Genomic DNA, 20450 nt, shown 5'->3' with positions numbered 1-20450 from the left:
CGGGCACGGCCTGGGCTGTGCCCTGCGAGGAGACGGGCGATGGAAAATGCCAGCTTGAGCGTTCAAGCCTTGGCCGAAATGGGCCTGGAGCTTGATGAGTACGATCGGCTGATTGGCGAGTTTTACGACGGTGCGCTAGACCAGAAGCTGATGGCCAAGTCCTTGCGGCACATCCGCGGTCTGTTCCAGGCCAACTATGTGACCTTGATCTTGCGCGTGCCCGAGCAGCCCGACATGGGCTTGATGATTGTGGTGGGCGACATCGAAGGCGAAGGCGAGGTCAGTTACTGGGCCTACCCGCAAGCGGTCACGCCTTTCAGCAACCAGCCGCTGGACCGTGTGTTCACCGTCGAAGACCTGATGACCGAGGCCGAGTGGACGGGGTCGGCCTACTTCAAGACCTACTGCATCAGCCAGGACATCTACCATGTCATGGGCGCCGACATCTCCACGCCCGATGGCGGCAAACTGCGCTTTCGCATCACCCGGCCGAAAAGCGCGCCGAAATTTTCCGCGGCCGAACGCACCCTCTGCGAGATGTTCCTGCCGCACCTTCGGCGGGCCATGCACGTGCACAACCTGCTCGACCGCAGCGAGTCCATCAGTGAGCTGTACTCCCAGGCGATCAGCCGCTTGTCGGTGGCCACCATCGTGCTTGACCAGACGGGCAGCGTGTTGCGCCTGAACCCTGTGGCCCGGGAGCTGCTTGAGCGCGCCGACGGCCTGAAACTGGTCGGCGGGCGCCTGGAAGCGACCTACCCCAGCGATAACCGCGAATTGCAGCGCCTGGTGCGCAGTGCCTTTGCGCGCGACATGGGCAATGAAAAGGTCAGTGCCGCTGCCGAGGCCATGTCGGTGGCCAGGCCGTCCGGCAACGTCAACCTTGGCGTGGTGGTCGAGGCCATTCCGACCCAGGACTGGGCAGAGGGTAAAACCAAACCGGTGGTGGTCGTGTATATCCGTGATGCGGTGGGCCGCTCCATGGCCAACGAGACCGTGACCAAGCAGTTGTTCAACCTGACCCGCGCCGAAACCGCGCTGGCCATGGAGTTGGCCAACGGCCTGTCGCTTGAAGAAGCGGCCGAAGTGTTGAACGTGCGCCGCAACACCGCCCGCGCCCACTTGCGTTCGATATTTTCCAAGACCGGCGTACGCCGCCAGACGGAGTTGGTGCGCATCATCCTCAACAGCGTGGTTGCCCTGGGAAAGCCCAAGGCAGCCCTGCTGGCACCCGATAAGCTCGAAGCACCTGCCTTGAAGCTGGCAGCGCCGCTGCGCAACAGCGCCTGACCCTCACCGGTCACCACACGAACGCCCCGCGCCTGCCTGCCAGGCCGGGGCGTTTTAGTCCGTGCGGACGATGTTGGCGGGTGGCTGCGCCACCAATACTAGCCCGCACCGTTATTTAACGAGGAACGACGTTATGCCAGTTACAGCCGTCAGCGGTTCTGCTTCAGGGATCGGCGCCGCCGTGTGCCAGTTGCTGCGTGCCGCAGGCCATCGGGTGATCGGCATCGACCGGGCGAATGCCGAGGTGCTTGCCGACCTGTCCAGCGCCGCCGGGCGCCAGGTCGCCATCGCTGCAGTGCTCGAACAGGGTGAGGGTGTGCTCGACGGCCTGGTCTGCTGCGCCGGGGTGGGCTCCAGCGCGTTGTCCGATACCATCGTGTCGGTGAACTACTTTGGCGTCACCGAGCTGCTCGATGGCTTGGCCGAGGCCTTGGCCAAAGGCCAGGCGCCGGCAGCGGTGGTCATCGCCTCGATTGCGGCAACCCATGTTAACCCCGACCAACAGCCGATGGTTGCCGCCATGCTCGCGGGCAACGAAGCCCTCGCCCTGGAACAGGCCAATGCGCTTGAGCAGTCGCACGTGGCCTACGCCTGCTCCAAATATGCCGTGACCGCCAACGCGCGCGGCAAGGCGGTGGACTGGGCCCGGCAGGGTATCCGCTTGAATGTGGTGGCGCCGGGTGCAGTCGAGACCCCCTTGCACCAGGCAGCGCTCAATGACCCACGTTTCGCCAAGGCGGTACGCGAGTTCGTCGCGCCGCTGGGGCGCTCGGCCCACCCGGAGGAAGTCGCCCAGGTGGTGGTGTTTCTGCAGTCGGCGCAGGCGAGTTTCGTGCACGGCAGCGTGGTATTCGTCGATGGCGGAATGGATGCCAGGGTTCGCCCGGCACGCTTCTGACTTTTATCCCAGGGAGAGCACGCATGACCAAGGTGGCATTCATTACCGGCGCCAGCCGCGGTATCGGGCGCGAAACGGCATTGGCCTTTGCCCGGGCGGGGTTCGATGTGGCCATCAGTGCCCGCACGGTGGAAGAGGGCACCCACCTGGAGCACCGCTTGCATGATGCGCAAGGCAAGCCCTTGCCCGGCAGCCTCAACGACACCGCGGCAGCCATTCGTGCACTGGGGCGTCAGGCGTTGGTGGTGCCCATGGACTTGCTCGACAGCAAATCGGTATTGCAGGCCAGCCAGGCGGTATTGTCGGCCTATGGCCGGATCGATGTGCTGGTCAATAACGCCATCTATCAAGGCAATGACCTGAACGGGGCGTACATGAGCCTGCAGGCGCACACCCTGGACCGCGTGTACAGGGCCTATGTATTGGCACCGATGCTGCTGACCCAGTCGGTACTCAAGGCGATGCTTGCCCAAGGCGCCGGGGTGGTGATCAACGTCACCTCGGGCGCTGGCGAAAGCGACCCCCCGATGGCGGCGGCGGACGGGGGCTGGGGCTATGCGTATGGAGCCGGCAAGGCGGCAGTCTCCAGGGCCAGCGGGGTCATCGCCGCCGAGTTGGGCGGGCAGGGGGTTCGCGCGTTCACGCTCAACCCCGGTGTAGTCACCACCGATGCGCTCAAGGCCACGCTGGGCGAGCGCGGCGTGCTGGCCATGCGCAGCGGCACGGCACCGCCGCAGGTGCCGGCCCAGGTAATGGTATGGCTGGCCACTGCGGAGCAGGCCGCACGCTTCCAACGGCGCACGATTGCCGCGCAACCCTTTGCCCTGGAGCACGGTATCGTCGACGACTGGCGCTGAGACAAAGCCTGCGAAGTGGTTTGTGTGGGGGCTATCTAGTCCATGCGGAGGATGAGCCTCGGCGCCTGCTCGGTGAAGATTGGCCGGGCAAGTTACCGGGGATTTCCACACGAGGAACAATAACAATGACCAAGCTCGCAGCAATCAATGTCGACAGTGTTCTGGCCCCTCGCTTTGGCCGAGGCTGGCATTGCCTGGGTGAAGCGGCCGATTACCGTGACGGCCAGTTGCATACCCTGAATATCTTCGGCACGCGCTTGCTGGCCTTCGCCACCTCCGCGGGCCAGATCAGCGTGATTGATGCGCACTGCCCGCACATGGGCGCCGACCTTTCGCGCGGCACGCTGGAGAACGATCGGGTGGTCTGCCCCTTCCACCACTGGCAGTACGATGCGACCGGCAAATGCGTGGAAATTCCTTACTGCAAGCGCATACCGCCCAAGGCCAAGACCCGCAGCTGGCTGACCTGTGAAGAAAACAACCTGTTGTTCGTCTGGAACAACCCGGAGGGCAACGCCCCGGCCGCCGACGTGGTGATCCCGCACCTGCCGGAGCAAGACAGCGACGCCTGGCTGCACGACTGGCACATGGACAAGCTGATTATCGAGACCAACCCGCGGGAGCTGGTCGACAACCTGGCAGACGCCCAGCACTTCGGCCCGGTCCACGGCACGCCGACCAAGTACTTTGCCAACGTGTTCGAAGGCCATATTGCCCAGCAGATTTTCCATGGCGATTCCGAGCGCCTGGGTGGCGACCTGGTGGCGGAGTCGGCCTACTACGGCCCGGCGACCCACCTTACCCGCATGCGCGCGGTGTTCGAGGGCATGGAGATCCATTCGATCCTGCTCAACTGCCATGTACCGATCAACGCCAACAGCTTCGAGCTGCGCTTTGGTTGCATGGTGAAAAAGATCGATGGCTGGAGCGAAGAGCAGAACCGCGCCCTGGCTCAAGACTATGTGATGCGCAACCGCGAGTCGTTCTACCAGGACGTGGACATCTGGGCGCACAAGGTCCGGGTCAACAACCCGGTCCTCGCGCAAGGCGATGGCCCGGTCTATCAGCTGCGTGAATGGTATGAGCAGTTCTTCATGGACGAAGCCTGCGTGCCCCCTGCCATGGCCGAGCGGCGCGAAATCATCACCGTCGGCCAGCGCTGATACCCAGACGAGCAGGAGTGCGCAATGAACATGAATGGCCGTAAAACGCTGTCGATCATGCTGGCCGCCAGTTTCGCTTCGACGATTGGAGGGCTGCCGTTCAACACCTTGCCTATCCTGCTCGGCTCGATGGTCGACAGCCTTGGCTTCAATACCGGGCAGATCGGCATGCTGGGGGCGGTGTGTTTTGCCGGCTATCTGCTGGGCACCGTGGTGGCTGTGGCGTTGATCGACCGCATGAACTGGCGTGGGCTGACGCTGGGCTGTGCCCTCGGCGCTGCGGCGGCGTACTGGATGTCGTCCTGGCTGCCCGCCGCGGCGCAGTTGCCGGTGTGGGCGTTGATCGGTTTCTTTGCGGCGCTGATGACCTGCCTCGGCATGCGCATCATGGGGCAGATGGCCAACAAGGAGCGTGCCCTGGGTATGCGCCTGGGGATCGAGCTGGCGGTGGTGGCGGCCGTGTTGTTCGCCTTGCCGCCGTTGGTGATTGCGCACTTTCACTACGCCGGCGCAGCGCTGATGCTGGCCGTGATGATTCTGCTGTTGAGTTGCAGCGCCCTGGCCTTGCCCAGGCGCGAGGACTTCGTCGGTGAGGGTGGCCCGGCCCACCACGGGTCGCTGCTTTCACGCTTCAGCTGCCCACCCGCCGCCTATGCCGCGCTGGCATGCTTTTTTCTGTTTGGTGCCGGGCAGATCGGGTTGTGGGCGTTTCTGGAGCGTTTGGGGCATGCCCTGGCCCTGCAGCCGACTGAACTGGGGGTCGTTTTCGCCGTGTTGAAGCTGTTGGGCGGCGCGGCGGCCCTCGCATTGGCTTTGGTCGGTGACCGCCTGGGTGTGCGCTTGCCGCATGGGGTGGTTCTGGCCGTTCTGGGCTCCGGGCTGTTGCTGCTGGCCAATGCCGAGGGCTTTCTGGGCTATGCCCTGGGCGCCTGGATCTGGGAGGTGGGGTTCACCTGGGGCTGCGTGTATCAGACTGCGGCCATCGCGCGTCTGGACAGCAGTGGCCGGTCGATCATGCTGATTCCGGGGGCGTTTGCCCTGAGCTCCATAGCAGGGCCGGCGTTGGCCGGGCAACTGGTCAGCGGGGGGTACAGTGCGCTGTTGTGGGTGGCCGCCAGCTGTGCGGTGCTTCCTGTGCTGGTGTTCTCCTGCCTGCTGGCGCGGCCCTCAGCGCAGACGGCGGCGCTAGGGGCGGCACGGTAAATTCGCAGCTTCAACCATTGGCAGGGCAAGTGCCGCTCGACGACGCGGCGGCCTGGCTGATCAGGGCCGCCAGACGCTTGACGTTGGCTTGCTGGGCAATCACCACGTCATCGATGCTGCTGCCAGCGGCGGTCTGCAAGGTGCTGCGGCAGGTCAGCTGGGTATTGGCTTCGCGGGCGCGCAAGCGCCACCTGGCGTCCAGCAGTGCGTACTGCCCCGGCAGTGAATCGAAACGTTGCACATCCACGCGCAGGGACAGCTTGCGAGCGGGGCGAGTATTGCTCAGTTGGTCGACCAACGCGCTGCGCAGCTCATCCACCAGCGTGGCGCCCCACCACTGCGTCTCGAGAATCGCCAGGCTGCTGTCGCCCTGGCGGATGACCAGTTGTGGCCGGTCGACCTGTGGCGGAACGCTGACACTTTCGATCAGGATCTCGTCCGCGGCGTTGTGCGACGTGGGTGCCGGCTGCGCCGGCGTGAGGGTATGGAACTGGATCGGGTCGCTGCGGCAAGCGCCCAGGGCCAATAGCGCGACCAGCAGGGTAATCCTTGGCAGCTGGGTCATGTTCAACACTCCTGTGGTCATTTGCGGGGCGGCCCTTGCAAGTCCATCGGCCCCGCGTTGTCCGGGCGGCCACGGATCAGCGACTCGGGGTTGCGGCCCAGGTAGTCGGCAAGCTCGCGCAGGGAGCGCGACATGCGCCCCAGCTCGTCGAGCGTCTGGGTCAGCTGTTCACGCTGTGGCGAGTCTTCGGCCAGGGTCGAATTGGCCGACTTCAGGGTATTGCTGACCTCTGCCAGGGTGTTCTGCACCCCTGGCAAGGTCCGTGCGTTGAACTGGGTCAGGCCCTTGCGCAGCTCTACCAGGTTGGCATCGAGGTTACCGGCAATACGCTCCAGCGGCAGCCGGTTGAGCTTGTCGACCATGGTCTGCAACTGCTCCTGAAGCAGCTCCAGGCTGCCTGGAATGGTCGGGATGACCACCGGGCGGGCCGTCGGGTCGAAGGCCACCTTCTCGGCTTTGGGGAAGAAGTCCAGGGCGATGTACAGTTGGCCGGTGAGCAGGTTGCCACTGCGCGCCTGGGCACGCAGGCCGTTGTCGATAAAGGTGCCGATCAGCTTGGCGGCGGAGGCTTCGTCATTGGGGTCGTGCTGCAACACCTTGAGCATCTTCTCGTGCGCCCGGCCCAAGCGTTGCGGGTAGATGACGATGCCGACATTGACCGGGAAACTGCGTTTGACTTCATCGAAGTCCAGGTTCACCGCGACCACTCGGCCAATCTCCACGCCCAGGAACTCGACCGGCGCACCGACCTTGAGGCCGCGCATCGCCTGGTCGAAGCGTAGCGCCAGGTACTGCGCCTTGCCGGCGGGCGGGGCCAATGCACCGGCCTGGTCGGCGAACAGTTCAAAGCGCTGGTTCTCGCTGGCGGCCGTGTCGTTCGGGTTGTAATCCGGCGCGCGGAAGGCGATGCCGCCGACCAGGATCGACGACAACGACTCGGTTTTCAGCGCAAAACCATTGGCGCCGACCTCCACATCAATGCCGCTGGCGTTCCAGAAACGTGTGTTGGCGCTCACGAAGGCGTCGTTGGGTGCATGGATGAAGATCTCCACGTCCACCCCTTTACCTTCCTGGTCGAGGGCGTAGGCGACCACCTGGCCGACCGGGATCTTGCGGTAATACACGGGCGAACCGATGTCCAGCGAGCCCAGGTCCTGGGTGTGCAGGGTGAAGTGCTTGCCGGGCTCGCCGTAGGTGATGGCCGGCGGGTTCTCCAAGCCGATGAAGTGCTTCACGCGGGTGCTCGACTGGCCGATGTCGGCGCCGATGTAATCGCCCGAAAGCAGGGTGTCGATGCCCGACACGCCACCGGCGCCGATGCGTGGGCGGACTACCCAGAACTTCGAGTCCTCGCGGGTGAAGCTCTCGGCCTGCTTGTCGAGCTTGACGGTGGCGTTGACGTTTTTCTGGTCGTCACTCAGGGCCACTTCGGTGACGTGACCGATCACCACGTTACGGTAACGTACCTCGGTCTTGTTGGCCGCCAGCCCCGCGCCGGTCTTGAAGGTGAGGGTGATGGTCGGGCCTTCCTGCATCAGGTTGTGCACGACCAGGGAAAGCCCGACCAGCACGGCCACGATGGGCACGATCCACACCAAGGAAAAGCCGAAGCGCCGAGTCTTGACCGGTGCAGGGCCGGGAGTGGGCGCGTGGTCATTGCTGGATGGGGTCATCCATGAGCTCCTTGTCAGGTGGCGTGTCCCAGATCAGGCGGGGGTCGAAACTCATTGCTGAGAGCATGGTGAACACCACCACCAGGCCAAAGAACAGGATGCCCGGACGCGGCTCGATGTCACCCAGCGCTTGAAACTTCACCAGCGCCGCGACCAGCGCTACCACCAGCACATCGAGCATCGACCAATAGCCGATCAGTTCAACGAAACGGTAGAGCTTCGAGCGCTGCTGTTGCGCCCAGGTACTGCCGCGCTGGACGGTGATCAAGAGCATCGACAGGGCCACGAACTTCACCCCGGGCACAGCGATGCTGGCGATGAAGATGATCAGCGCAATGTCCCAGGCGCCGTGCTCCCAGAACTCCAGCACACCGCTCATGATGGTGCTGTCGGCGCCGCTGCCGAGCATCATGGTGTTCATCACCGGCAGCACGTTCGCCGGTACATAGAAGGCCAGGGCGGCCAGCAGGTAAGCCCAGGTGCGGCCCAGGGAATTGGTCTTGCGCCGATGCAAAGGGGCGTCGCAGCGCGGGCACTGGTGCGGTTCGTCGTGCATGTCGCAGGCCAGGCCACAGCTGTGGCACAGGCACAGGTCAAGCTCGCTGGCGGTTGGCGGCCGGCTCATGGCATGTCCCACAAGTCACGAATATCGCGCCCGGCGATACGGATCATCAACAGGCTCAACACGGCCAGTGCGAGCAGGCCGATACCCGGCAGCACATCGAGCATACCGGCGAGTTTGAACACCGCCACCATCGCCCCCAGCAGGCACACTTCGAGCATGCTCCAGGGGCGCAAGGTCTCCAGCCAGCGCATGCACAGCTTGAACGCGGGCGAGCGGCGGGCGGTGAGGGCAAAGCCCAGTACCCAGATGAGCAACAGCAGCTGGAAGGCGGGGGCGATGATGATCGAAATGGCCGCGACCATGGCCATGAAGGTAATCGGCCCCTGGCTCAATGCCAGCACCGAGTCCCATAACGTGGCACTGTTTTTAAGCCCCTGCAGGCTGATGCTCATCACCGGGTAGAAGTTGGCAAACAACCACAGCACCGCAGCGGTGAAGCTCAACGCCAGGCGTTGTTCGACCGTCAAGCCGTTGTGCCGCTGCAGCACACCGCCGCAGCGGGTGCACACGGTTTTCTGATGCTTGGCGAGCGATGCCTTCTGATAAACGCAATCGCAGTGCTCGCAGATGATCAATTGCTCGGGTGTGGACATCATGATGCTCTGATCAACCGGCAGTGAGGCCTTTCTGAATATAGAAGCGCTCTGGCATTAGGCAAATGGCCGGCGGACGAAACACGGATCGGCCCCTGGCTGGCCAGGGGGCGTACGCCCTTGGTGTAACCCGGTAGTGGGCCATAATCACCGCGCCATGCCCGCCGGCCCAAAGCACCTGGCAACCCCCTCCAAGGCAGCGTACCCGGCTTCCGGCATGCTTCTGATAATCGCCTCCGACATCGAGTCCACGTTTTCGGAGCGCGCCATGCACAACAATAAGAACTTGCAGCCACGTTTGCTCGCGGCGGCCATCGCCAGCTTTTCGACCCTGGGCCTGAGTGGCGTCGCAGAGGCCGAGATCATGCTGTACGACAAGGACCAGACGACGTTTTCCACCGACGGCTACATCAACGCCTTCTACGTCAACAGCGATGTCGACCGGGCCGGTGAGCAGTACGACCGCCGGCAGTCGCGGGTGAAGATGGGTTTTTTGCCCAACTACCTGGGCTTCAACATGGGCAAACAGGTGGATGACCTGAAGCTTGGGGCGCGTGCCTCGTTCTGGGTGACCATCAACGACAGCGAAACCAATGGCACCGACACGGCCATCGATGTGCGCCAGTTCTACGGCACCGTGGCCAATGCGCAATGGGGCGAGGTGTTGATCGGCAAGGATTTCGGGCTGTTCGCGCGTTCCAACATTCTGCTCGACGAGTTGCTGGCAGGTTACGGCCAGGTCAGTGACAGCCTGGGGCTGGTGGACGGCGGCGGGGTGTCGTTCGGCAACATCGGCAGCGGTTACCCCTACCCGTTCCCCACGTCGCAGATCACCTACCGCACACCGGTGATGGACGGTTTACGGGTGGCGGTGGGCATCATGGACCCGGTGGACACCAACGACAGCAGCCCGACCGGCAAGGCCTACCAGGAAACCCCTCGCACCGAGAGCGAAATCACCTACCAGTTCGACCTGGCCGGGGCCAAGATCTACAGCTGGGTCAACGGCAGCTACCAGACCTCCGATAACACCGACTCGACGGTGGAGACGATCACCTCCAAAGGCGTGGGTTATGGGGTACAGGCGAAGATGGGCGGGCTGTCGCTCACGGGGTCGGGTTTTCAGGCGAAGGGGATCAACCCGTTCTTTACCAACAATGCTGGCGAACCGACTTTGCGTAATGTCGACAGTGACGGTTATCTGCTGCAGGGGTCGTACAAGGTCGGCAAGAATCGCCTGGCGCTGTCTTATGGCAAGACCCAGGACGATGGCAACGGCGTGGTGGGCAGTGGCGCGGATTATCGGACCCGTGGGGTGGCGTTGTTTCATGACGTCAACGACAACCTCAAGCTGGTGGGCGAGTACAACCAGTTTTCCATCGACGGACATGATGGGAATGAGCAGAATGAAGATACCGATACCTTTGCGGTGGGGGCGGTGTTGACTTGGTAAGGGGGTAGCGGCCAAGTGCCGCCCTCTCTCTCTACACCCATCGAACCCCAAACCCGCTACCCAAGTAGCATTCGTCCGCCCGTGCGCCCTCCGTACACTCAAGCCTCAGACACCTCGCGCCGGAGACCAAGATGCAGCAGGCTCAAAACGACGGTGTTGTCAGCGCCATGTCCCAGGCAACCGACGCGCGGCTGGCGGCCCAGGAGCTGGCACGGCAACTGTTGCACCCGCACCTGGGCTTCGTGCTGTTCTTCTGTTCGGCCGAATACGATCTACGCGAACTGGGCGAGGCCTTGGAACAAGGCTTCGGTGGCATCCGCCTGGTCGGCTGCACCAGTGCCGGCGAAATCACACCGCTGGGCTACGGCCGCAATTGCGTGACGGCAGTGGGGTTCGATCATCGGCACTTCTCCATCGCCACCGAGCTGATCGATGAAATGGAGCGCTTCAGCCTGATCGACGCCCAGCAGCGGGTCGAGCGCCTGGTCGGCACCTGCCGCAGCAATACCCTGGCGCCGATCAAAGGCCACAGCTTTGCCCTGACCCTGCTCGATGGCTTGTCCAGCCGCGAGGAGATGATCCTCGCCGCCCTGAGCGCAGCACTGGGGGACATCCCGCATTTCGGTGGTTCGGCCGGCGATGACAACTACCTGACCCGCACCCATGTGTACTTCGGCGGCACCTTCCACAGCGGTGCGGCGGTGGTGGTGCTGGTCAATACCTGGCTCGATTTCGAAGTGTTCACCACCCACCATATCCTGCCGCGCCAGGAAAAGCTGGTGGTGACCGGCGCCGACAGTGCCCAGCGCCGGGTCTTCGAGCTCAATGCCGAACCCGCTGCCGAGGAGTACGCCCGGCACATCGGCGTGCCGGTGGGCGAGCTTGATCACCGGGTTTTCGCCGCCCACCCGCTGGCAGTACGTATCCACGACCAGTACTACGTGCGGGCGATCCAGCAAGTGCACCCGGACCTGAGCCTGAGCTTCTACTGCGCGGTGGAGAACGGCATCGTACTCACGGCCATGGCCCCAGGCCCGCTGCTGCCGAACCTGCACAACCTGTTCGATGGCTTGCGTCAGCGCCTCGGCCCGCTGTTGCTGACCATCGGCTGTGACTGCTTCCTGCGGCGCCTGGAGCTGGAAGACCACGGCAGCCTGGCGCAGGTCGGCGGGTTCTTGCGCGAGCAGCGGGTGATGGGCTTCAACACCTACGGAGAGCAGTTCAATGGCATGCACATCAACCAGACCTTCACCGGGGTCGCCATTGCCCGCAACCGAGCTGCGCTCAGCTGCTGAACTGCAGGCCGAGGTCGCCCGGCTGCAGCACGAAAACCATAAGCTGCAGCGGATCAATGGCGCACTGATCGAACGCATCGAGTCCGGCGTGACCCGCGGCAACGACCCGTACGCGGCGTTCCAGCATTCGGTGGTGCTGGCCGAGCAGGTGCGTGAACGCACCGATGCCCTGAACCAGGCCATGGCCGAGCTCAAGGCCGGCAACCATCTGCTCGGCGAAGCCCGACTGCGGGCCGAGACGGCCCACCAGCACCTGATAGACGCCATCGAAAGCATCTCGGACGCCTTCGTGCTGTTCGATCAGAACCAGCGGATCGTGCTGTGCAACAGCCGCTTCAAGGCGTTCTGGGCCAACAGCCGGGTGCGCATCATTGCCGGCATGCGCCTGGCCGAGGTCAAGCGGCTGATGACGGCCAGTGGCCTGTTCAGCGAAGAAACCCGCGGTCACGCCGACGAGCACCTGCTGTACCGGCTGTACAACGGGCGCTGGCTGCAAGTCAGTGAACGGCCGACGTGCGAAGGCGGGCGGGTGATCCTGTTTACCGATATCACCGAGGTCAAGCTCAGCGAAACCCTGCGCCGCGAGCAGGCCGTGGCACAGAAGTCGCACCTGTTGCAGCGGGCGGTGGACAACCTGTCGCAAGGGGTGGCCATGGTCAATGCCGAGGGGGTTCTGGAGCTGTGGAACCGGCGTTTTCTGGAACTCAGCGGCTTGGCGCCAGTCGCTGCCCACCGGCCCTTTGCCGAGGTGATTGGCGACAGCGAACTGAGCTTGTTGACCCCCGACAGCCGCGACGCCAACGGGCGGGTCATCCACGAGTGCGAACAACGCCTCTACGACGGGCGTATGCTGGAGATCCGTACGCATCCGCTGCCCACCGGCGGTTTCGTCAACACCTTCACCGATATCACCGAGCGCTACCAGCACGCCGAAGCCCTCAGCGAAAGCGAGCGCTGGATACGGCTGATTACCGACCATGTGCCGGCGCTGATCGCCTACCTCAATGCCGACCTGGTCTACGAGTTCACCAACAAGGTCTATGAACAGTGGTATTGCTGGCCGCGCGGCGTCATGCTCGGCCAAAGCCTGCGCGAGGCCCACAGCGAGCAGCACTACCAGCGCCTTGAAGCCTATGTGGCGCGGGCGCTGGCGGGGGAGAGCGTGACATTCGAGTTTGCCGAAACCAACATCAACGATCAGGAGCGCTACATGCTGCGCTCCTACGTCCCCAACCGCCTGGCCAACGGCGAAGTGGTGGGGATCTTCGTGTTGATCCGCGACATTACCGAGCGCCGCAGAACCGCCGAGGCGCTGCACCAGGCTTATCAGAACCTGGAGCAACGGGTGCGCGAGCGCACCGCCGAACTGACCCGCCTCAACGACCAACTGCTGCGCGAGATCGATGAGCGCAGCCGCGCCGAAGCGCGCTTGCGCGAGGCCAAGCGGGAGGCCGAGCAGGCCAACCTGTCGAAAACCAAGTTCCTGGCCGCCGTCAGCCATGATCTGCTGCAACCTCTGAACGCAGCGCGGCTGTTCACCAGCGCCTTGCTCGAGCTCCGCGAGCCACAAGAGAGTGTTCAGCTGGTGCGCAATGTCAGCAATTCCCTGGAGGACGTGGAAAACCTGTTAGGCACCCTGGTGGACATTTCCAAGCTCGATGCCGGAGTAATCAAGGCCGATATCGCACCCTTCGGCCTCAGCGAGCTGATGGACAACCTCGCCGCCGAATACGCCCAGGTGGCACGCAGCGAAGGGCTTGAGTGGCACTTCGTGGGCTGTTCGGCCGTGGTCCACAGCGACATCCAGCTGCTGGCGCGGATTCTGCGCAACCTCCTCAGCAATGCCATCCGCTACACCCGCAGCGGCCGCGTGGTGCTGGGCTGTCGTCGGCAGCGCCGCGGCCTGTGGATCGAGGTGTGGGACAGCGGGATCGGCATCGCCGAAGAACGCCTTGACGAAATGTTCCAGGAGTTCAAGCGTGGCGATGTGCAGCGCCCGGACCAGGACCGTGGTTTGGGCCTGGGCCTGGCCATCGTGGAGAAAATCGCCGGCATCCTCGGCCATCGGATCCGCGTGCGCTCATGGCTCGGCAAGGGCTCGGTGTTCGCTGTCGAAGTACCGCTGAGCGCCACCGCGCCCAAGCCTCAGCCGAGCCTGGCAATCAGCGAGCCGATGCTCGAACGCCTGCGCGGCGCGCGGGTCTGGGTGCTGGATAACGACGCGGCGATCTGCGCCGGCATGCGCACACTGCTGGAAGGTTGGGGTTGCCGGGTGGTCACGGCACTTTCGGAGCAAGACCTGGCACGCCAGGTGGACAACTACCACGCCGAAGCCGACCTGCTGATCGCCGACTACCACCTGGACAACGGCTGCAATGGCGTCGATGCGGTGGCGCGGATCAATGCCCGCCGTGCGGTGCCCTTGACGGTGATGATGATCACCGCCAACTACAGCAACGAACTCAAGCAACAGATCCGTGAGTTGGGCCACACCCTGATGCACAAACCGGTGCGGCCAATGAAACTCAAGACCGCGATGAGTCACCTGCTGGCCGGCAAGGCCACGCAGCCTGATCAGCGGCGCAGGTAGTCGCCAAAGTCGATATCGCCGGCACTGAGGATCGCCTGTACCCGGTTGTGCACGTTGAGTTTGCGCAGGATCGCCGAGACATGGGCCTTGACCGTGGTTTCGGCGATATCCAGGGTGTAGGCGATCTGCTTGTTAGACTCGCCCTTGGTCATGCGTTCCAGTACCAGCAGTTGCTTGCGGGTCAGGGCCTGGAGCATCTCGGGCGGGAAACTTGGGGCCTCGTTCAGGCGCCGGCTGGTGCCGGACTTCTGGGCGCGGATGATGTCGGGCGGCAGATAGACATTGCCGTTGAGGATCTGCTCGATCGCTTCGATCATCTGCGAGCGCGGTGAAGACTTGGTGATGAACCCCACGGCGCCATAGGTGATGGCCTGCAGCACGATCTGTTTTTCCTGCTCGGCCGAGACGATCACCACCGGTGTGGTCGGTGCCTCGTTGCGCAGGGTGATCAGGCCATTGAGGCCGTGCATGCCTGGCATGTTCAGGTCGAGCAGGATCAGGTCCAGATCGTCATGTGCCTGGGTCAGCGCCAGGGCACTGTCCAGGTCGGCGGTTTCCATGACTTCGCTGCCTTGGAAACCATCGCTGATGACGTTGTGGATGGCTTCGCGAAACAGTGGGTGATCGTCGGCAATCAGAATTTTGTACATGGCCTTTTCACCTCGTTGTTATTGGATAGGGCGGGCACGCGTTCGCAAGCGGTCAGTTCAGGGAAAGGGCTCTGGCTGCGCGGGTTGCAGGGGCAGCTTGGCGTTTTGCCAGGCGTCCAGGCCATCGCGGTACCAATACAGGTGCTTGTAGCCCAGGGTTGCTGCGCGTTTTACCGCGTTCCAGCTTAACCAGCAATCGGCGCGACAGTAAAAGACCAGCGGTTGATCCACATCGCCGCCGGTGGCTTTTTGCAGATGGCGTGCGAAGTAGGCTTGCCAGGGCGGGCTCAGCTCACCGTCACCGGTGTTGGCCAGCCAGTAGCTGCCGGGAAGGTTGGCATGGGGTTGGTCTTCGATGAAGCGTCCTTGCAGCCATTGTCGGCGATACACATCGACCAGCACCGGCCTGGGCTGTTGCCCCAGCAGGCCTTGCAGCGTGGCGGTATCGATAATCTGCGCGCCGTCCACCTGGTGCGGGGTCGGGCTGCGATAGCGGGCGGTACGATAGCCCTCGGCGGAGAACAGCGGCGTGGTGTCGGCTTGAGCGACGCCCAGCGACAGACTCAGCGAAAGGGCCGCCAGCAGAGGGCGCGGCAGCCTGGGCAGGGCACGTGGCATGGGCTTTGTCCTTTTTGTTATAGGCCCATTACATGCCAGCAGGGGTGCTTTGTGAATGCGACGATAGACAGCAAAGCCAGTACTAAAGTAGTAGATGGCCAGGGCTGATGACCCCATTGGGTTGCGCGCCTATGCAGAAAGTAGCGGTTACCTGGCACCAAGGTAGTAAATCCGCCAGGCATCCTCGGTTCTACGATGAGCAGCAGCGCCCCGAGCCTGGGCGCGCAACCCTTGAGGGGAACCGCCCATGCGCCGGGTCAACGTGCTGCTCCTGCTGTTGCTGCAAATCCGCTGGGCGGTGCGCCGGGGCAGGGGGTTGCTGGATGAGCTGGCCCAGGCCCAGGCCGCCAATGCCCAGCTGACCCAGGCCCTGCTTGCGGTGCAGGAGCAGGAGCGCACACGGCTGGCGCAGGCCCTGCACGACGACCTCGGGCAATGCCTGGCGGGGATCCGCGCCCAGGCCTGCCTGCTGCGCAGGGTGGTTGACCAGCCTGCGCGGGTGGAGCAGACCGCGCAGGCCCTGGCACTCCATTGCGAACATTTGCAGCAGGGCTTTCGTGCGCTGGTGCACGACCTGTACCCGGTGGCCTTGCAACAGGTACCGCTGGCCGAAGCCTTCGGTCAGTTGGTGAGCCAATGGCAGGCCAGCCAGGGCATCGATTGCCGCCTGCGGGTCGCTGAGCCGCTGCCGATGCTGAGTGGGGCAAGCCGAGTGCACTTGTATCGGTTGCTGCAGGAGGCGTTGACCAATGTCGCCCGGCATGCCGGTGCCAGCCAGGTGCGGGTACGCCTGCAACGCAGCGCCAAGGGCGTGCGCCTGCTGATACGCGACAACGGCTGCGGCGCATGCCTGCCCCAGCGCCCCGGGGTGGGGCTGCATTCGATGGCCGAGCGCGCCCGCAGCCTGGGCGGCGAATTGCGCATCCTCAGCCGGCCGGGTGCCGGTTGGGCGCTGGCCCTGAACATGCCCGTGGAGGTTTGATGAATATCGTCCTGGTCGATGACCACGCCGTGGTCCGTCAAGGTTATGCCAGCTTGCTGCGGGCGGTGCTGCCGGCGTTGCAGGTGCGCGAGGCCGCCAGCGGCGAAGAGGCCCTAACCCGAGTTCAGGAGCAAGTGCCGAACCTGGTGATCATGGACTTTGGCCTGCCAGGCATCAGCGGTCTGGAAACCACCCGCCGCCTGCGCCAGCGCCTGCCACAGTTGCGGGTGCTGTTTTTCAGCCTGCACGATGAACTGCCCCTGGTGCGCCAGGCGCTGGATGCGGGGGCCTCGGGTTACCTGACCAAGAACGCGGCGCCCGAGGTGTTGATCGAGGCGGTGCAGCGGGTGTTGGCTGGGCATGCCTACATCGAACAAGCGTTGGCCACCCAGCTGGCGTGTGTCCCCCAGCAGAGCGCCAGCGACCCGCGTTTGCGGCGCATGACCCAGCGTGAGCTGGAAATTTTCGTGATGCTGGCCAAGGGCACACCGATGCGGGTGATTGCCGAGCAGTTGTGCATCAGCGCCAAGACGGTGTCCAATCACCTGACCTTGCTCAAGAGCAAGTTGCAGGTCAGTTCCCATGCCGAGCTGGTGCACCTGGGGATCGACATGGGGGTGGTGAGGGTGGCGGGGTGAGGTTGTGGACGTACACCACAACTCATTTATCCCAAGTCTCAGGACACCCCGCACACCCCTCCATATTCGCCTCCTGGAAGTTCCCATAATGCTGCCGCGCCCCGCGTAAATCGGCCCCTGCCAGATTACTCTGGCCAAATTTGGCTTCCTGCAGGTTGGCATCGCCAAGCTTGGCACCTTGCAGATCAGCCTTGCTCAGCCAAGCCATTTCCAGGTCCGCCGCCTGCAGGTTGGTCTGGTGCATCTTCGCCCCAGAAAGCCTGGCGAACTGCAGGTACGCAGCGCTCAAGTCGGCATTTGCAAACTGCGCGCCCTGGGCGAACAGGCCCCAGCCTTGAATGGCAATGAGCCGGGCATGGCTCAGGTCTGCCAAGCGCAGGTTGCTCTGCTGCAGGCTGGCGCGGGTCAGGTTGGCGCCCTGCAAGCGGGCTTTTTCCAGGTTGGCCAGGTCCAGCCGGGCATGGCGCAGGTCGGCATCACGAAGGTCGGCGCCGGCCAGGTTCATCTTGCGAAGGTCCTGGTTGGCCAGGTTGGCCCCACGCAAATTGGCCCCCGGGCATTGGCTTGCTTCGGCGATGACACAGCCGTTGACGGTCAAAGGGGTATCGTTACCGTCGTCGTCGGCGTTCTCGGCCAAGGCAGGTGTCAGGGCCAGCAGCAGGGCAAAAGGTAGGTAGTTCATGGCAAAAGGCTCTCGGCGAAAGGGGGCAGTTGCGGGAGCGGGCTGACCGCTCCCCGCAAGGGGTCAACGCTGAGCGGTCTTGGTGTCCCAGCTCGGGATCTTGAATACCCAGAATGAGCCGCCCTGGGCCACCGGCTTGGTCAGCTCGGCCATGTCGCCACCCCACAGCGGCACGGCGCCGCCGTAGCCCACGGTCACGCCGATGTACTGCTCGCCATCCTGTTCCCAGGTGATCGGCGGCGAGACGATGCCGCTGCCGGTCTGGAACTTCCACAGCTCCTTGCCCGTCTTGGCGTCGAAGGCCTTGAAGAAGCCGTCGCCCGTGCCGGTGAACACCAGGTTGCCCTTGGTCGCGAGTACGCCGGCCCACAGCGGCAGGTGCTCCTTGTGCTCCCAGACCAGCTTGCCGGTGCTCGGGTCCATGGCGCGCAAGGTGCCGACGTGGTCGTCGTACATGCGCTTGATGCGAAAGCCCATGCCCAGGTAGGCCGAGCCTTTCTTGTAGTTCACCTCCTCGGTCCAGTACTCCTCCTTCCACTGGTTGCCGGGGATGTAGAACAGGCCGGTGTCCTGGCTGTAGGCCATGGGGTTCCAGTTCTTGCCACCCAGGAACGGCGGCGAGACTTCCACCGGCTTGCCCTTGGTTTCACCCGGTAGCGGCTTGGCCGGACGCTGGCCGGGGTTTTCGACCGGGCGCCCGGTCTTGAGGTCGATATGGCTGGCCCAGGTGATGTTGTCGACGAAGGGGAAGGCGTTCTGCAGTTTGCCGTTGTTGCGGTCCACCACGTAGAAGAAGCCGTTGCGGTCGGCGTGGCCGGTGGCTTTGACCACCTTGCCGTCCTTGTCCTTGTAGTCGAACAGCACCAGCTCGTTGTTGCCGGAGAAGTCCCAGGCATCGTTCGGCGTGTGCTGGTAGAACCACTTCACCTCGCCGGTGCTTGGGTCGACGCCGACCTGGCCCGAGGTATAGAGGCTGTCATAGTCATGGGGATTGCCATCCTTGGAGGTGCGCGCCCAGGTATTCCAGGGGCCGGGGTTGCCGGCGCCGACGATGATGGTGTTGCTCTCGGCGTCGAAACTGGCGCTTTGCCAGGGGGCGCCGCCGCCGTGGCTCCAGGCCTCGACCTTGCCGGTTTCGGTGGTGGCGTCGTCTGGCCAGGACGGCGCCTTGACGTCGCCGGTCGGGGTGCTGTCCTTGCCGTTCAGGCGGCCCATGTGGCCCTCCACGAAGGGCCGCATCCACACTTCTTCGCCCGTGTCCGGGTCGCGGGCGAACAGCTGGCCGACCACGCCGAACTCATCGCCGGAGCTGCCGTGGATCAGCAACACCTTGCCGCTGGTCTTGTCCTTGATCAGCACCGGGGCGCCGGTCATGGTGTAGCCGGCGCTGTGGTCGCCGAACTTCTTGTTCCACACCACCTTGCCGGTGCGCTTGTCCAGGGCGATCAGGCGGGCGTCGAGGGTGCCGAAGTAGATCTTGTCGCCGTAGATCGCCGCCCCGCGGTTGACCACGTCGCAGCACGGGCGAATGTTGTCCGGCAGGCGGTGGTTGTAGGTCCACAGGCGTTTGCCGGTCTTCGCATCGAGGGCGAATACCCGTGAGTACGAACCGGTGACGTAGACCACACCGTCGCTGACGATGGCCTGGGATTCCTGGCCGCGCTGCTTTTCGTCGCCGAAGGAATACGACCAGGCCGGCGTCAGCTTGAACACGTTCTGGTCATTGACCTGGGCCAGGGGGCTCCAGCGCTGGGCGTTGGTGCCCATGCCGTACTGCAGTACGTTCTGGGTCGTCAGGTGGTCGTTGGCGATGTCTTCCCAGGTCACGTTCTTGCCGGCCGGTGCCGTGGGGGCGGTGGCTGCCGTGGCCGCCGTGCAGAGGGCCAGGCTACCGGCCAGCAGCAGGGCCCGCACGCTCAGGGCCAGCGGGGAAAGGGCGGGTAGCGATCTTATTGTCATGGTTGCAGTTCCCTGTGGAGTTTTGGCCTGCACAGGGTGGGGCGGGGCGGCTGTCGGGGATACGGAAAAAGTCCCGCCCTTACCGGGAAAAGTTCCCGGTCGGCACCTCATTTGGCCCTTCGCCACAAGCCCTACTACCAAGGGAGTACGGCCCGGCCACCAAAGCAGCATACGGCCGCCTGCGGGCTGTTTCTAAGATGGCGGCACGGCCTCTGTGGTTGAGGCCTTGCGTGCAACTTGAGGGCATAACAATGACAACAAAACGCAACGTCTTGCTCGCTACAGGCCTGTTGGCCGGCGCTTTGCTGGCCGGTACGGCCTGGGCCCATGGCAACGTGGTGCCCCAGGCAGTGGAAACCAAGGGCCTGACCCCGATCAAGGACGCCGGGGTCAGCCTGGACGGCGACGGCTGGGCGGCGGTCAACCCGTACCGTACCTCCGCCGAACATGACAAGGCCGTGGAAATCGGCGCCTCGGCATACAACCAGAACTGCGCCGCCTGCCATGGCCTGGAAGCCAAGTCCGGTGGCATCGCCCCGGACTTGCGCATGCTCGATGTCGGCGAGGCCGGGGATGAATGGTTTGTCGAGCGGGTACGCCACGGCGCGGTGCGTGACGGGCGGGTGTACATGCCAAAGATGGCCGACTACCTGAGCCAGGAAGCCCTGTGGGCGGTACGCACCTACCTGGACAGCGTGCACGTGGAGGAGTGACAG

18 protein-coding genes and 1 pseudogene are annotated in these 20450 nt (G+C 64.0%); 11 read left to right on the top strand and 8 right to left on the bottom strand.

Annotation, left to right across the window (positions count from 1 at the left end; translation table 11 throughout):
* Nucleotides 1–39 precede the first annotated feature (39 nt).
* The 5 genes from DJ563_RS08735 (at nucleotide 40) to DJ563_RS08715 (ending at nucleotide 5411) form a co-directional block, all read left to right on the top strand.
* Entirely contained in the window at nucleotides 40–1290 is a 1251-nt protein-coding gene (locus DJ563_RS08735) for a helix-turn-helix transcriptional regulator (RefSeq protein ID WP_274098255.1), read from the top strand.
* 133 nt (nucleotides 1291–1423) lie between these two features.
* The gene (locus DJ563_RS08730) at nucleotides 1424–2188 is read left to right on the top strand and encodes an SDR family oxidoreductase (RefSeq protein ID WP_434519301.1); all 765 of its coding nucleotides are present in this window, start codon (nucleotides 1424–1426) and stop codon (nucleotides 2186–2188) included.
* Nucleotides 2189–2211: 23 nt separating this feature from the next.
* Entirely contained in the window at nucleotides 2212–3045 is an 834-nt protein-coding gene (locus DJ563_RS08725; protein ID WP_274098253.1) for an SDR family NAD(P)-dependent oxidoreductase, read from the top strand.
* Nucleotides 3046–3170: 125 nt separating this feature from the next.
* On the top strand, nucleotides 3171–4208 hold the full coding sequence (locus DJ563_RS08720; protein ID WP_434519300.1) for a Rieske 2Fe-2S domain-containing protein: 1038 nt from the start codon (nucleotides 3171–3173) through the stop codon (nucleotides 4206–4208).
* 24 nt (nucleotides 4209–4232) lie between these two features.
* Nucleotides 4233–5411: an MFS transporter gene (locus tag DJ563_RS08715; protein ID WP_434519299.1), complete on the top strand. Its 1179-nt coding sequence runs from the start codon at nucleotides 4233–4235 to the stop codon at nucleotides 5409–5411.
* Between the two features lie 10 nt (nucleotides 5412–5421).
* Here the strand turns inward: DJ563_RS08715 and DJ563_RS08710 are convergent, their stop codons facing one another.
* Genes DJ563_RS08710 through DJ563_RS08695 form a run of 4 tightly spaced genes read right to left on the bottom strand, consistent with a single transcriptional unit; the run spans nucleotide 5422 to nucleotide 8867 of the window.
* Nucleotides 5422–5976 (bottom strand): PqiC family protein, encoded by a 555-nt coding sequence (locus DJ563_RS08710; protein ID WP_033698495.1) that lies wholly within the window; start codon nucleotides 5974–5976, stop codon nucleotides 5422–5424.
* 17 nt (nucleotides 5977–5993) lie between these two features.
* Entirely contained in the window at nucleotides 5994–7649 is a 1656-nt protein-coding gene (locus DJ563_RS08705) for an intermembrane transport protein PqiB (RefSeq protein WP_274098251.1), read from the bottom strand.
* Nucleotides 7630–8274, bottom strand: a complete 645-nt coding sequence (locus DJ563_RS08700) for a paraquat-inducible protein A (RefSeq protein ID WP_274098250.1) — start codon at nucleotides 8272–8274, stop codon at nucleotides 7630–7632. The genes DJ563_RS08705 and DJ563_RS08700 overlap by 20 nt, the downstream gene beginning before the upstream one ends.
* The gene (locus DJ563_RS08695) at nucleotides 8271–8867 is read right to left on the bottom strand and encodes a paraquat-inducible protein A (RefSeq protein WP_434519298.1); all 597 of its coding nucleotides are present in this window, start codon (nucleotides 8865–8867) and stop codon (nucleotides 8271–8273) included. Before DJ563_RS08695 ends, DJ563_RS08700 begins: the two co-directional genes overlap by 4 nt.
* Before the next feature lie 268 nt (nucleotides 8868–9135).
* Here DJ563_RS08695 and DJ563_RS08690 point away from each other — a divergent pair, with 268 nt between their 5' ends.
* From DJ563_RS08690 to nahK, 3 genes are all read left to right on the top strand, one after another.
* The gene (locus tag DJ563_RS08690) at nucleotides 9136–10320 is read left to right on the top strand and encodes a porin (RefSeq protein ID WP_434519297.1); all 1185 of its coding nucleotides are present in this window, start codon (nucleotides 9136–9138) and stop codon (nucleotides 10318–10320) included.
* 131 nt (nucleotides 10321–10451) lie between these two features.
* The gene (nosP, locus tag DJ563_RS08685; RefSeq protein WP_434519296.1) at nucleotides 10452–11615 is read left to right on the top strand and encodes a nitric oxide-sensing protein NosP; all 1164 of its coding nucleotides are present in this window, start codon (nucleotides 10452–10454) and stop codon (nucleotides 11613–11615) included.
* Nucleotides 11545–14205, top strand: coding sequence for a hybrid sensor histidine kinase/response regulator NahK/ErcS' (gene nahK, locus DJ563_RS08680; protein ID WP_434519295.1), 2661 nt, complete (start codon nucleotides 11545–11547; stop codon nucleotides 14203–14205). The genes nosP and nahK overlap by 71 nt, the downstream gene beginning before the upstream one ends.
* Here the strand turns inward: nahK and DJ563_RS08675 are convergent.
* Nucleotides 14190–14855, bottom strand: coding sequence for a response regulator (locus DJ563_RS08675; RefSeq protein WP_434519294.1), 666 nt, complete (start codon nucleotides 14853–14855; stop codon nucleotides 14190–14192). The two genes, nahK and DJ563_RS08675, sit on opposite strands and share 16 nt — an antisense overlap.
* A 57-nt stretch (nucleotides 14856–14912) precedes the next feature.
* Nucleotides 14913–15473 carry a PQQ-dependent catabolism-associated CXXCW motif protein gene (locus DJ563_RS08670; RefSeq protein WP_434519293.1) on the bottom strand — a complete coding sequence of 187 codons (561 nt, stop codon included), beginning with the start codon at nucleotides 15471–15473 and terminating at the stop codon, nucleotides 14913–14915.
* 265 nt (nucleotides 15474–15738) lie between these two features.
* On the opposite strand from DJ563_RS08670, the pseudogene DJ563_RS08665 reads away from it, so the two are divergent.
* Both DJ563_RS08665 and DJ563_RS08660 read left to right on the top strand, forming a co-directional pair.
* Nucleotides 15739–16455: pseudogene (locus tag DJ563_RS08665) on the top strand (sensor histidine kinase); the annotation flags it as partial.
* A complete protein-coding gene (locus DJ563_RS08660; protein WP_434519292.1) occupies nucleotides 16455–17093 on the top strand; it encodes a response regulator in 639 nt (212 codons plus the stop codon). The pseudogene DJ563_RS08665 and the gene DJ563_RS08660, both read left to right, overlap by 1 nt.
* A gap of 22 nt (nucleotides 17094–17115) precedes the next feature.
* Here DJ563_RS08660 and DJ563_RS08655 read toward each other — a convergent pair whose 3' ends face one another.
* Nucleotides 17116–17775, bottom strand: a complete 660-nt coding sequence (locus tag DJ563_RS08655) for a pentapeptide repeat-containing protein (RefSeq protein ID WP_434519291.1) — start codon at nucleotides 17773–17775, stop codon at nucleotides 17116–17118.
* A gap of 63 nt (nucleotides 17776–17838) precedes the next feature.
* Nucleotides 17839–19734: a quinoprotein ethanol dehydrogenase gene (gene exaA / locus DJ563_RS08650; RefSeq protein WP_434519290.1), complete on the bottom strand. Its 1896-nt coding sequence runs from the start codon at nucleotides 19732–19734 to the stop codon at nucleotides 17839–17841.
* A 251-nt stretch (nucleotides 19735–19985) separates the two neighbouring features.
* On the opposite strand from exaA, the gene pedF reads away from it, so the two are divergent.
* Nucleotides 19986–20447, top strand: a complete 462-nt coding sequence (gene pedF, locus DJ563_RS08645) for a cytochrome c-550 PedF (protein ID WP_434519289.1) — start codon at nucleotides 19986–19988, stop codon at nucleotides 20445–20447.
* The last annotated feature ends 3 nt before the right edge of the window (nucleotides 20448–20450 follow it).

The sequence above is a fragment of the Pseudomonas sp. NFX1 genome (assembly GCF_051123555.1).
GTDB classification, from domain to species: domain Bacteria; phylum Pseudomonadota; class Gammaproteobacteria; order Pseudomonadales; family Pseudomonadaceae; genus Aquipseudomonas; species Aquipseudomonas capeferrum.
This window is presented reverse-complemented; position numbering and strand designations above follow the sequence as displayed.